Genomic DNA, 13,958 nt, shown 5'->3' on the forward strand with positions numbered 1-13,958 from the left:
GTCTTATTGTAAAACAACAAATTATTTTTCTAAGCGTTTAACCGGCGCAAATTGAGCCATAATTAAACGAACACCTTGTGTCGGGAAGTCTATTTTTAGTTTCAGACCGGAACCGGAGCCTTGAAGCTCAATAACGGTACCGTTCCCCCATTTGGAGTGAACAGCCGTATCCCCGACTTGCCAGTTTTCAACAACCTTATTACGTAATGTTGGTTTTGTGACCGGCCGTGACATGACCGATAAATGAGACGGCACATGACGCTGTACATCTTCTCGCACTTTACGTTTAGGTCTTAATTCTTCAATCAAACCTTCCGGAATTTCTTTTAAGAATCGGGACGGTAAATAACCGTTGGTGCGACCGAATACAGTACGTGTCGTGGCATTCAAAAGGTAAAGTTCCTTTTCCGCACGCGTAATACCGACATAGCAAAGACGACGTTCTTCTTCGATTTCTTCCGGATTCATAAGCGTACGGCTGTGAGGAAATAAACCTTCTTCCAAACCGGCTAAGAACACAATCGGGAATTCCAAGCCTTTCGCTGAATGAAGCGTCATCAAAGTTACCTTCGAATCAGCCTGTTCATACGTATCCACATCGTTAACGAGTGCTACCTGCTCCAAGAAGTCTTGCACTGTACCCGTAGGGTTTTCGTCCAAGAATACTTTGGCCACGGATAACAATTCACCGATATTTTCTACACGGGCTTCATCCTGCGGATCCGTACTGTCTTCCAACTCTTTTAAGTAACCAGTTTTTTCTAAAATGGATTCCAAAATCTGCAATACATTATAGTTTTCCATCATGGCTACTAAAGTAAAAATCAAAATACCGAATTCTTCCAGCTTTTCCTTGGTTTTGCCTTTGATTGTCGGAATATTGCTCAACATGGTCAAACTCATAAATAAAGAATTACCCGTTTCCCGAGCATAATCCTGTAATTTAGCAACCGTGGTAGCGCCGATACTGCGTTTTGGAACATTTATAATACGAATCAGACTTAAATCATCAAACGGATTAAAGAGCACTTTTAAATACGCCAATACATCTTTAATTTCCTTGCGGTCGTAGAACTTCGTGCCCCCTACCATTACGTATGGGACACCGCGTTTAATAAGCCCTTCTTCAAGTGCACGGGATTGTGCATTGGTACGATATAAAATGGCCATATTGCCGTACGGCACTTCATGAATATCATGCTGTTTGGCAATCGTTTCACTGATAAAAGCGGCTTCTTCCAATTCCGATTGAGCTTCAAAATGATGAATTTTAGGTCCCAAATCTTTATCTGTCCAAAGAACTTTTTCGGGACGTCCTTCATTGTTATCGATAACCGCATTGGCTGCTTCCAAAATCGTCTTGGTAGAGCGATAATTTTGCTCTAATTTAATTGTTTTACAAGCCGGATAATCTTTTTCAAAATCAAGAATATTTTGAATATCCGCGCCGCGCCAAGCATAAATACTCTGGTCCGCATCCCCTACAACGCAAATGTTCTGCCATTTGGAAGCCAATAAATGAGCCAATGTGTATTGTGCGTGGTTCGTATCTTGATATTCATCAATCATAATGTAGCGGAAACGGTTACTGTACTTCTGAAGCACATCTTCACGACTTTGCAATAACTTAACCGCCACCATTAACAAATCATCAAAGTCCAGCGCATTATTCTTACGCAGTTCCCGTTCATAATATTCATACACATCGGCTACTTTTTGACTATAAAAATCACGAGCTTCCATGCGAAATTCGTGAGCCATCATAAGACGGTTCTTCGCATCGGAAATAGCACTCAACATGGCTCCCGGCGGAAAATACTTATCATCTAAGTTAAGGCTCTTTAGAGCACCCTTAATTACGGCCTGGGAATCACCCGTATCATAAATTGTAAAATTCTTACTGTAGCCGAGGAAGTTATCCAACTCAAAACGTAAGAATTTAGCACAAAATGAGTGGAAAGTACTGAGCCATATGCGATCGGCCATAGGTCCTACCAAATCTTCCACACGGCTTTTCATTTCTTTAGCTGCCTTATTGGTAAACGTAATGGCTAAAATTTCATACGGATTGACTCCCTGTGCCAATAAATGAGCAATTCGATACGTCAGTACACGTGTTTTACCGGATCCGGCGCCCGCTACAATCAATAAGGGGCCTTCCGTGGTGCGTACCGCTTCTTGTTGCTCTTTATTCAAGCCGTCAAATAAACTACTCATAACAGTCCTTTCTACACAGTATAATCAGAATGAACAAAAACGTTGCAAAGGGCAACGTTTTTGTTTTGCTTATATTAGCTAATAAGCCGTATTATTTCATAGCTCCCAAGATTTGAGGAACGATTTGTTTTTTACGGGACAATGTATTAGCCAAGAATACTTCCTGTTCTTTTGGTTCCTGACCGAAAGCAGCAGCTACGATAGCTTCTGCATCGCCGGCAAACAATAAGTTTGTGCTTTCTTTCAAGATATCGGTAACCATAATATAGGAAGCGGCATAATTATTAGATGCACGTAAGTCTTCCAAGGCTTTTAATAAAGCAGCTTTACGAGTTAATACTTCTTCAGCGTTCATGGTAGTCAACTGACCAATGCTGATAACCTGACCGTTGGCACCGAATTCTTTCATGTCCGTACGAACGATTTGTTCATCGCTGAAATCAGATACATCGGCACCGGCTTTCAACATTTCAAGACCGTAAGCTTCCAAATCAACACCGGCAATAGTTGCTAATTTTTTAGCAGTTTCTACATCTTTAGGTGTGCAAGTTGGCGAACGGAATAATACAGTATCGGAAATAATAGCGGATAACAATAAGCCCGCAATATGTTTTGGAATTTCCTGACCATACTGCCAGTAGAAGTTAGCAACGATTGTACAAGAGCATCCAACCGGTTCATAGTGAATGAAAATAGGATTTTCAGTTGTTAAACCGCCGATACGATGGTGATCGATGTTTTCAATAATTTCGGCATCTTCAATGTCATCGATAATCTGTACTTTTTCATTGTGGTCGATTAACACAACTTTTTGTTTTTCTTTAGGTGCTTCCACTTTAGAACGAACCATACCGAAATAAGTATCGCCGTCTACTACAGGGAATGCACCGGCATGACCGCGGTCAAATTCTTTTAATTTAAGTTCAGGGGAAACCAATTGGCAACCGGCTTTAGATACGATATCAAGAGCCGTAACGGTTTTCTTATCAAGCCAAGCACCGGCTAAAGCATCGATTAAACGACTTGGCAAAACTACGCCAACGAATTTACCGTCTTTTACAACCGGTACACGGTTCATGTCATGAGTGTTGCGCCATGATAAAATATCTTCTAAGCTTGCAGCAGCATCTACGGCCGGAACTTTTTCCATAACGTCTTTAATACGAACGGCAAAGCTTGTCACGATTTCAGGATGTTCTACTTTGAAATAATCAAGCACGAAGGATGTTTCCTTGTTGGCTTTACCGGCACAAATTGCTTTGGCAGGCATGCCCATCTGGGTTTTCAAATTGGCATAACCCAATGCAGAACAGAAGGAATCCGTGTCGGGGCTCTTATGGCCGGTTACTAAAATTACATTTTCACTCATGTATATCACCTCATAAAATAATTAGAATTAACGAAGTTAATTTATCTCATTTATTATACCATAAATCGGCCCTCTCTAGTATGAGTAAATAAGGATTATACCATGCATTTTACAAACAAATATCTCCACCCGACACAATATCGGATGGAGATATGAAATACTCACTAAAATATATCAGACTGCATAAAAACGAAAAATTATAAGAACATTACAAAGTTAGCCACAACTAAAGTAATACCGGCGCCAATCATCGGAATGGCTGTACGTTTAACCAAATCAAACGGCGAAATCCCGGCCATCCCGGAAGCAACTACGATTACGGCCGTAATCGGCGAAATCGCCCGAAACGCACTGGCAATAAAATGCATCGGCAGAATCATAAGGGCTGCCGAAACACCGGTAGAAGCAGCGATGGACGGTACCAAATTGGCAAAAGCGAAGAACGGTGCATTCCCGGACCCCATAACGATTGAGGATATACCGATAATGGACACCATCACGAGCGTAATACCGATTCCGCCGAAACCGGATGTTTTAGCCCAGTTAATAAGAGCATCAATCGTACCGATAGCCATAAGACCTTTAGCAAATAATTCGCCGGCTACGATAAGGCTGACTACGTTCGCCATTTGGCGCCCCATCCCGTCAAAATAAACTTGCAAATCGGCTAAGGTGGATTTCCCGTCAAAGGTACGGAAATATTGGAAAATCATGCCAATAGTCGTACCGATTAACATGGCCATGATGATGTTCATTTTAATCCAGGAGATCCATAGGCTGGAGAACGATAAAATTAAAGCCAATGGAATAACCGGTAGAATTGCATAATATAGCGGAGCTTCTGCTTTACGCAAATCTTCATTGGTCATTTTTTCTTCGTGAACTACCACATCTTGAGATTCTACAATGTGACCGTCCCGTTTATCCATGTATTTCTGTGTTAAGTAGTGTAACACAGCTACTACCGGAAATACCCAAAGAGCAACCGGCACTTGGAAGGAATGCCAGTATGTTACAGGATCAACCCCGGCCAATTCGGCAGCAAAAATTGTACCTGTATCACTAGGACTCCAGTCGAGACAGAGTGTAGTAGCGATAGCAGCGGTTGCCGATAATTTACTTACACCTAAAGCAATAAGAACCGGATACATGGTAACCATCAATAACATAGCCAAACCGGACGCACTGTTAATGGCAAGACCGATAATCATCCCTACCACCCAGCAAGCACTAAGTACGATGTATGGAGATTTCAGTTTCTTAAGAGGCTTAATCGTCAAAGTGACTAACGCACGAGACGCACCGATATGGTCCATATAGCGAGCAAACCCGGCTACTGCCATGATATTAAGACCTAATTTAGCTGCGCGTTCACTGAATAGAATACGAATAAGTTCATAGATATCAAAGATAAAGTTACCTGTTTGTTGTTTAGCACCTAAAATTGTGCCATAACCCATTAAATAGGCTAATGCCAATAATACCATACCACCGATAAATAAAACGGCCTGTGCTTTATACCTTTTAAATACCAAGATACCAATCCAGAGAATGACAATTATCGAAATAATAATATTCACGTACTTACCTCCTCACTCCAACCACAACGAACCATCACGGTCATCCCCCAATAACCGTTAACACACATACAGCGGTCCCAACATATTCATCGTTTTATCAACATATCAGTTCGCACCGCTGCCCACAAACTACGCTTCGCCTCCTGTCTTTATACTTTTGTGTATTTTTAATTATCATTATTATATCATATATTCTTTCATTTAAGTTATACATAATATGCATTAATTAGATTGAAATAAAAAGTGAGTATGATCTAAAGAACATACTCACTTTATTACACCATATTAGTTTTTCTTACTTTTACCGGTATTAGTGCTTTTTATTTTTACCGGAACCGATGCTTTCAATCAAGATGAACAGCATCGGAATTACGAAGATACCGAATATAGTAGCAGATGTCATACCGGCTACTACCGTGATACCCATGGATACACGAGCACCCGCACCGGCACCGCTGGAAATAGCCAACGGAATACATCCCAAGATGAACGCTAAGGACGTCATCAAGATAGGACGTAAACGAATCTTAGCCGCTTCGATGGCCGCATCGACAAAGCGCATGCCACGCTCATCAACACGAATCTTCGCATATTCGATAATCAGAATCGCATTCTTCGCCGCTAAGCCGACCAAGGTCAATAAACCAATCTGTAAGTAAATATCATTGGTCAAGCTATAGGACCCGGTTAAGTTCAACAACCAAGGAATTGTAGCTGCCCCTACGATACCGGATGGTACGGAGAACAATACGGCAAACGGAACTTTCCAGGATTCATACAAGGCGGCCAATACGAGGAATACGAAGATAATCCCCATGCCTAAGATAAGGATAGTCTGGCTGCCGGCTTTAACTTCTTCACGGCTTTGATCGGCCCAGTCATAATCATAGCCTTGCGGCAAGGTTTTAGCTGCTTGTTCAAGCGCCGCAATGGCATCACCGGAACTGTATCCCGATGCTTCGGAACCACCGATTTTAACAGCCGGATAGTTGTTAAAACGAGTAATCGTGGATGCCGATGTAGACGATACAGCTTTAACATAGTTGGCTACCGGATATAAGGTGCCACTGCTGTTAGCTACATAGATATTATTGTTGTTTTCAGGCGAAACGCGGTAATCCTGGTTGGCTTGAATAACAACTTTATAAGTTTTACCGAACTGGTTAAAGTCATTAACCTGGATAGAGCCGTAGTAACCTTGCAAGGTGGTAAAGATATCAGACACACTCACGCCGTCTTGGGCTGCTTTGTCACGATTAATGTCAAAATCATAAGATGGCGTACTGTCAGTAAATGTCGTATAAATAGAACCGAATACCGGTTGTTTACGTGCTTCACTTAAGAAGTCATTAACAACGGTAGCCATTTTTGCGGTGGAATCCCCGGCTTTATTAATAATATACATGGAGAAACCGCCGGAGTTACCTAAACCCGGAATTGGTGGCGGGTTCAACGGCAAAATGGTAGCTTCCGGAACAGTGGCCGCATAGCCCATCAATTTACCGATTTTGCTGTTAACATCCTGACCGGCTCCTTTACGCTGACTCCAGTCAGACAAAGTAGCAAACATCAGACCGCCGCTTGTTTTTTGAGCACTGGCCAAAATATCAAAACCGGCAATCCCTGCTTTGTCGACAATATCCGGATCTTCATTCATAAACCCCTGTACTTTATCGAGTACGGCAATCGTACGCGATAAAGTAGCCCCTTCCGGTAAGTTTACGGCAACCATGTAGTAACCGTTATCTTCCGGTGGTACGAAAGCGGTCGGCAATACGCGGAATACACCAACCGATACTAAAGCAAAAGCCAATAAAGCGGCAACTGTAATCCATAAATGTTTAGCCAAACGAGCTAATTGGTAACCGTACCAATCACTAAAACGATCCAGCGCATCATTAAATTTATTAAGACCGCGATGCAATAAGTTTTCATGTTCTTGAGGCACATGTGGTTTTAACATCATAGAACAAAGTGCCGGCGTCAAGGTCAACGCTACGAAAGCGGAAATAGCTACTGATACGGCAATTGTCAAGGCGAACTGTTTATACAAGATACCGGTCATACCACCCATAAAAGATACCGGTACGAATACGGATGCCAATACGAAAGCAATACCGACAACCGGACCTTGAACGTTTCTCATAGCGGCAATCGTCGCATCATGTGGCGGTAAGCCGTTGACTTTAATTTCGTACTCTACCGCTTCAATAACAACGATAGCATCATCGACTACGAGACCGATGGCCAATACCATAGCGAACAATGTTAAGGTATTGATAGTAAAACCTAACACTTCAAACGCCGCGAAGGTACCAAGCAAAGATACCGGTACGGCAATCATCGGAATTAATGTGGAACGCCAGGATTGTAAGAAGATATATACAATCAAGGCAACTAAAATCAAGGCTTCCACGAATGTCTGAACTACTTCTTCAATGGACGCAACAACGAAGTTCGTGTTATCTACGATAACCGTATATTCTACGCCCGGTGGCAAGCTGTCTTTTTGTCTCTCCAAGATTTTCTTTACATTACCGATTGTTTCAATCGCGTTCGCATCACTGGTTAAGGATACGGCAAAAGCCGCCATTGGACGTCCGTCACTCTTGGCGTTAAAACCGTAGTCTTCAGAACCAAGCTGAATAGTAGCCACGTCTTTTAAGCGAAGTAAATTACCGTTGCTATCAGTTTTAATAACGATATTGCCGAATTCTTGAGGCGTAATCAAACGACCTTGAATGGAAATATTACGCGAAATTTGTTGCGTACTAGGCGTCGGGTCGGTACCTAAGGAACCGGCTGCCGCCTGTTTGTTCTGCGCAGAAATAGCACTGGTTACCTCGGCAATAGTCACATTATGCTGTGACATTTTGCTTGGATCAAGCCAAACACGCATAGCGAAGTCAGCACCGAATTCCTGCACACTACCAACACCTTTGATGGATTTAATTTCGTCCATCATATAGTTGGATGCGTAGTTCTTTAAGAATGTTTGGTCATATACATTAGCATCATTAGATTTCAATACAAATACTAAGGACATATCGCCGGTAGATTTAGTAGTTATAACGCCTACATTCTGTACTTCCGACGGCAAGGATGCTAAAGCACGTTGTACACGGTTTTGGGTATTTACCGTATCCATATCCGCATCAGTACCTTGATTAAATTGGACTGTCAAGGAGTAGCTACCACTACTGCTACTGGTAGAAGTCATGTAGTCCATATCTTGAACCCCTACGATTTGGGATTCAATTACGGATGCTACTGTATCACTTACAACATCTGCAGACGCCCCTACGTAACTGGTCGTTACGTGTACCTGTGGCGGTGTTATCTCCGGATAACGCGCAATCGGCAAGGTTAACATTGACACGAGGCCGACAATCGTAATAATCAAGGACAAAACGATGGCAAAGATAGGTCGGTTAATGAAAAATTTCGACACAGTGTCCCCCCTTATTTCATCTTTTCAATCTGTTCTTTAGTCAACGCCGTAGGGTTAACTGTTACACCGTTACGAATCTTGGTTAACCCGTCAACAACTACGGTTGTTCCCGGTTTCACCCCACTCTTAACAATTGTATAAATACCCTGAGTACCGCTGGTTTCAACCGGTGTTTGGGTAACCTTACCATTTTCATCAACAGTAAACACAAAGGATTTATCCAATACATAGGTAATGGCTTTAGTAGGAACTAAGATAGCGCCTTTAATAATATCCCCGGAGGATACAACGGATGCATACATATTAGGTAATAACATATGCTGCGGATTTGGGAAAGATGCTTTGAACATCAACTGACCGGATGTACTGTCAAGATTTTTGGCAGCCTGTACCAATGTACCGGTATATTGATAAATAGAACCATCAGATAAACGAAGTTGTAATGGTACATTGTCTAAGCTTTGACCTTGTTTGTTTTTCATAAAATCAAGGTATTCAGCTTCACTCATGGCAAATTCTACGTATACAGGATCAACCGTATTAATCGTAACTAAAGTAGTGCTGCCTGCTGTTATATAAGCACCTAAATCAACATCATCCATTTCTAACGTACCGTCAAACGGTGCATAAATTACAGTGTCTTGTAAATTGTCTTGTGCAATACGAACAGCTGCATCATTTGCCGCTAAAGCTGCTTTTTGCTGTTCAGCTGTGCTGGCTTGTGTATCTAAAGTCTGACGTGCGATAGCATCTTCATTAGCTAATTGTTGATAACGCTGTAAATCACGTTCAGCATTTAAATACGATGCATTGGTGGAAGCCGCAGTAGCTTGTGCGCTTGCTAAATTAGCTTCGTATTGACGCGAATCTAAACGGAATAACGGTTGACCTTTAACAACCTGCTCCCCACCCTTTACATACTTTTCTACCACATGACCGGATACGCGCGCATGAACTGCTGTCGAATTCTGCGAAGTAATCGTACCGTTAAACGATGTAGCAATTTGTGTATCGGTAGCCACAATTTTATATGTATTTACCACTACAGCCTGTTGTTGCGCTTCTTCCTTACCGCAACCGGCTACGATCAGCATCATCGCCAACCCGGCCATAATGCCCCCAAACAATCGAAACTTATTCATTCTCTGTCTCCTCATTTAAAATACCATGTAAGATTATATTCATAGCTTCTGTTAAAATATCAATACAATCCTGCGGATTCCGTTGTCCATCATAGAACACAGACTTAACTACGCCCTTCAACATAAGCAATAATATATCAATATTTAAATCTCTTATAATGCCTAATCGTTGCTGTTCTTTTAAAAAGTCACCAAACAAATCCCAATCTCGCTCGAATGTTCGCATTACCTGATCTAATAGAGACGGTACAGACGCAAACATTAATCGATAGTGATCCCCGCTGATTGCAGCGTACAAATCGGATTTTACTGTAAAATAGGTTTTTAATTTAGTCACAACGTCCAAACTGTCATCTTCCAAAATTTGCTTATGCAAATTATAGAAATCTTGACCCTTATCAAATAAAATCCGTTCAATAATTTCATTTTTAGAATGAAAATTTTCATACAAAGTGCGCTTACTAATATTTAGACGCTTTGCCAAATCATCCATCCGAAATGACGAGCCGTGTAATTCTATTTCGGCTACGGCCGCATCAATAATTCGCTGCTTCATAGTCGCCTCCTCCATCAACAGGCACACTTTCGTGTCAACATAAACACTACAAGATACCTTCCACAGAACACATAAAAACAACAAAGCAATTATTACACTATACTGCTTACCTCTTTATAAAAATCGGTACCCACTACACTATAACAATCACATTCTCACAGCACTTACCTTACAATTCGGCACACTCCATCCGATTATAAAGTAAACACTATATAAAAAATTGATAAACTTTACGCATTACCAATGTTTTTATTCTAAAAAAGCTTTCAACTCACGCTGCAAACCGAAGTGAAAACTCTAGTACCAGTCTTGAGTTTATCGAAAAAAGCATACTTTGTCAATAATTATTATACTATAATCTTCAACTTTTTTCGATATAAAAAACCTCTTCACCATCCCACTATTTTAGTATATACATTATATGCCTTAAAAAGACACCATATACTAACCGGGAGGTAAAGAGGTTTATATTACTTACATATATTTTTCCGGGTCAAGTTCTCCGGTCATACGATTACGTAAATCGCGACGGGCAACTTCCATAATCCATAACCACCAAAGATGACCAAATAGTTCAGATAAATTTTCATCAAACGGAATCTGTGCCAAAGGCGGTACTAATCCCATAAGTGGCATAACGATTACATGGGCAAATAAATATACAAAGAAACCAAACACGCAACCTTGCCACATTTTAATACGCGGCCAATATTCAGCGATTACACAGTACATAATACCAAATACAATAGAGAATAAAACATGCACAATAAATACATCAAGCGGTAGCTGTACACCGGAGAATGTATACGATAAATCAGGCATATGCAACATATCCAAAACTACTTTAGGTGGTGTTACACGCGACATGGCATCAACCGGCCAAAAAATATTAGGATCACGCGGAGGAAACGGAACTTCCCACCCCCACTTAGCAATGGCACCTATAATGCCGACAATAATACCGATTAAAACAGACAAACCTACACGACGTCTGCTTGGTTCTGTGATGTAATTAAAACCTACTTTCATCACAAAGCCCCCTTTCTTACAAATACTTCCTCAATAATAGTATTATATCACTTTATTGATTAAATCGCCATTAAATTTGCTCAAATAATTTCATTTTCACTCAATTCTTAACATGTCAAGCTTATACATGAATGTTGGTAATAATATAATTGCCTTAAAATGCATTTACTTTAAAATTAAAATAAAAAAAGACGCTCAACTGAGCGTCTTTTAATCTGGTGCCGGAGGTGGGACTTGAACCCACACGGTGTTACCCGCTTGATTTTGAGTCAAGTGCGTCTGCCATTCCGCCACTCCGGCGTGTTTCGGAACAATGATTATTATACGCAAACTTTACAAAGCTGTCAACAAATTTTTTACAAAAAATTTTCAAATTTTAAAAATAAATTTGGTAACTTATGTCTATTTCTCATAACATGTATTTTTTATGAACAATTTACTTTACTATTTTCTAATCTTCTATATAATAAGAGGTACTTTTGTATCAATAGAAAGGAGACAAAAAAATATGATATCAAAGTTAAGTTTTAGTTCCCTTGGTAAATACCTGGCCCCGATTATTGTGGGTTTAATCGTATTCGCTATCGGCGCTCCGGAGGGATTATCGTCCGGTGCCTGGATTTTCGTAAGTATTTTTGCCGCCTTAGTCGTTGGTCTTATTCTCGAACCGATGCCACCTGCTTTTATCGGCATGATTGCAATTACTTTAGCGGTTCTCTTCCGCGTAGGTATGCCGGTTGTTGAAAAAGCCGGTAAAATCGTCCCTACGACTGCCGCTCAAGCAATTAACTGGGGGCTCAGCGGTTTCTCCAACGCCATCGTATGGTTAATCTTTGCGGCCTTCATGATCGGTATCGGTTACCAAAACAGTGGTCTGGGCCGACGTATCGCTTTATTCTTAGTTCAAAAATTAGGCAAATCTTCCCTGGGTCTTGGGTATGCCATTGCTATTACCGATCTTATTTTAGCACCATTTATCCCAAGTAATGCAGCCCGTAGCGGTGGTACCATCTACCCTATCGTGTCCAGTATTTGCCCTATGTTTGACAGCTATCCGGATAAAAACCCTCGCCGCATCGGCTCTTATTTATGCTGGATCAGCTTGGCTACCACTTGTGTATCCAGTACCTTGTTCCTCACCGGTCAGGCTCCGAATCCGTTAGCCGTTGAACTGGCCGCCAAATCGGGGGTGGCCACTGTTAACTGGACAAGCTGGTTCTTGGCTGTAGCTCCTGTAGGCATTATTCTATTCTTAATTACACCAATTCTGACATATTACCTTTGCTCGCCGGAAGTAAAAGGTTCTCCTGAAATTGCCGAATGGGCCAAGGAAGAATTCCATAAATTGGGGGCTATGAGCAAATCCGAAATCGCCATGGCGATTATCTCCCTCATTGCCTTAACCCTCTGGATCGGATCTTCTACTTTTGGTGTAAACCCAACCACAACAGCACTGGTTGTTATCATCCTGATGGTGTTATTTAAAATCATCACCTGGAATGATTTTCTCGCCAACAAACCGGCATGGAATGTATTGACTTGGTTTGCCACCTTAGTTCCTATGGCTGCAGGTCTTAAAAATGTAGGTTTCCTTGACTGGTTGGCAAAATCTGCCGGCTCCTACCTCGTAGGCTTGGATGTAACTATGGCTACCTTAGGCATGCTTATCGCCTTCTGTGTACTTCGTTATTTCTTCGCTTCCGGTACAGCCTATGTAACGGCTATGGTCGGTTTATTCGCCGCCTTGGCACTCCAAATTCCGGGAGCTGATGCCAGCCAAATTATGATTATCTTACTCTTGCCAATGGGCATTATGGGTATCTTAACACCATACGGTACCGGTCATAGCCCTGTATGGTTCGCCAGCGGTTATGTAAAAGGTCCTGAATTCTGGAAATTGGGTGCTATCTTCGGTATCATTTACCTCGTTATATTCATCGTAATCGGTATTCCTTGGATTGAATTTATTTTACCTAAATTGATTTAATCAAACTTTAACAAAATAGCGGACTTTAGATTAAACCATTAATCACTAAACTTAAAGCGGTAACGAATCGTGATTCAATTCACGATTCGTTACCGCTTTTTCATGATATGAACAAATAAAAAACCACTACCCTTAAGTAGTGGCTGTTTTAGAATCTGGTGGAGACGAGGAGAATCGAACTCCTGTCCAGAAGCGTTGCCCCACAGACTTCTCCGAGTGCAGACGATGTTTTAGATCTCAGCTAACTTTCGTACAACGACAAACTATATTAACCCAGCTCTGTTGTTTAACCTACTATACTAGAGCAAATATATTAGGCGAGCCCGTAGTTTGACGCCTTATCCCCGATCACGGGCAGATCAGAGTAAGACGTAGCTTATGCAGCTAATGCAAAGTTTTCTTTTGCGTTTAATTTAAAAGTTCCACCGTTTAACGGCCAAATGGAACGCCGACTCGCTATCTGTGATACACGCACCCCTGTCGAAACCATTACGTCCCCATGTGTGCATGATTAATTATAAACAACTGTACCATAACTGTCAAACAAAATGGTATATTTTGAACTGACAGTTTAAATCTACAGTACATTTGATTCTTTAAAAGCCACTAATAAAAAATGCATAAACA

8 protein-coding genes, 1 tRNA gene and 1 other RNA gene are annotated in these 13,958 nt (G+C 41.3%); 1 reads left to right on the top strand and 9 read right to left on the bottom strand.

Features of this window, described 5'->3' with window-relative positions:
- Positions 1–21 precede the first annotated feature (21 nt).
- From pcrA to EO126_RS08290, 8 genes are all read right to left on the bottom strand, one after another.
- Positions 22–2,217, bottom strand: a complete 2,196-nt coding sequence (gene pcrA, locus EO126_RS08255) for a DNA helicase PcrA (RefSeq protein ID WP_006556621.1) — start codon at positions 2,215–2,217, stop codon at positions 22–24.
- A 91-nt stretch (positions 2,218–2,308) separates the two neighbouring features.
- Complete coding sequence (locus EO126_RS08260) at positions 2,309–3,586, bottom strand: manganese-dependent inorganic pyrophosphatase (RefSeq protein ID WP_127008437.1); 1,278 nt, start codon at positions 3,584–3,586, stop codon at positions 2,309–2,311.
- Positions 3,587–3,783: 197 nt separating this feature from the next.
- Complete coding sequence (dcuC, locus tag EO126_RS08265) at positions 3,784–5,166, bottom strand: C4-dicarboxylate transporter DcuC (protein ID WP_127008439.1); 1,383 nt, start codon at positions 5,164–5,166, stop codon at positions 3,784–3,786.
- Positions 5,167–5,476: 310 nt separating this feature from the next.
- Positions 5,477–8,617, bottom strand: a complete 3,141-nt coding sequence (locus tag EO126_RS08270; protein WP_127008441.1) for an efflux RND transporter permease subunit — start codon at positions 8,615–8,617, stop codon at positions 5,477–5,479.
- Positions 8,618–8,628: 11 nt separating this feature from the next.
- Complete coding sequence (locus EO126_RS08275) at positions 8,629–9,759, bottom strand: efflux RND transporter periplasmic adaptor subunit (RefSeq protein ID WP_006556617.1); 1,131 nt, start codon at positions 9,757–9,759, stop codon at positions 8,629–8,631.
- A complete protein-coding gene (locus EO126_RS08280; protein WP_164726729.1) occupies positions 9,752–10,315 on the bottom strand; it encodes a TetR/AcrR family transcriptional regulator in 564 nt (187 codons plus the stop codon). Before EO126_RS08280 ends, EO126_RS08275 begins: the two co-directional genes overlap by 8 nt.
- Positions 10,316–10,789: 474 nt before the next feature.
- Positions 10,790–11,344, bottom strand: a complete 555-nt coding sequence (locus EO126_RS08285) for a YagU family protein (RefSeq protein WP_006556615.1) — start codon at positions 11,342–11,344, stop codon at positions 10,790–10,792.
- A gap of 216 nt (positions 11,345–11,560) precedes the next feature.
- Positions 11,561–11,644: transfer RNA gene (locus tag EO126_RS08290), tRNA-Leu, on the bottom strand.
- 208 nt (positions 11,645–11,852) lie between these two features.
- Between EO126_RS08290 and EO126_RS08295 the strand changes: the two genes are divergently transcribed.
- On the top strand, positions 11,853–13,331 hold the full coding sequence (locus tag EO126_RS08295) for a DASS family sodium-coupled anion symporter (protein WP_006556614.1): 1,479 nt from the start codon (positions 11,853–11,855) through the stop codon (positions 13,329–13,331).
- Positions 13,332–13,487: 156 nt separating this feature from the next.
- Here EO126_RS08295 and ssrA read toward each other — a convergent pair.
- Positions 13,488–13,830: a transfer-messenger RNA gene (ssrA, locus tag EO126_RS08300) on the bottom strand.
- Between the last annotated feature and the right edge of the window lie 128 nt (positions 13,831–13,958).

Source organism: Veillonella seminalis, assembly GCF_003992065.1.
Classification (GTDB): domain Bacteria; phylum Bacillota; class Negativicutes; order Veillonellales; family Veillonellaceae; genus Veillonella_A; species Veillonella_A seminalis.

What these genes read in the sequence shown, in the direction of transcription:
- pcrA (WP_006556621.1), bottom strand. Translation starts at nt 2,217, where the DNA reads ATGAGTAGTTTATTTGACGGCTTGAATAAAGAGCAACAAGAAGCGGTA.
- EO126_RS08260 (WP_127008437.1), bottom strand. Translation starts at nt 3,586, where the DNA reads ATGAGTGAAAATGTAATTTTAGTAACCGGCCATAAGAGCCCCGACACG.
- EO126_RS08275 (WP_006556617.1), bottom strand. Translation starts at nt 9,759, where the DNA reads ATGAATAAGTTTCGATTGTTTGGGGGCATTATGGCCGGGTTGGCGATG.
- EO126_RS08280 (WP_164726729.1), bottom strand. Translation starts at nt 10,315, where the DNA reads ATGAAGCAGCGAATTATTGATGCGGCCGTAGCCGAAATAGAATTACAC.
- EO126_RS08285 (WP_006556615.1), bottom strand. Translation starts at nt 11,344, where the DNA reads ATGAAAGTAGGTTTTAATTACATCACAGAACCAAGCAGACGTCGTGTA.
- EO126_RS08295 (WP_006556614.1), top strand. Translation starts at nt 11,853, where the DNA reads ATGATATCAAAGTTAAGTTTTAGTTCCCTTGGTAAATACCTGGCCCCG.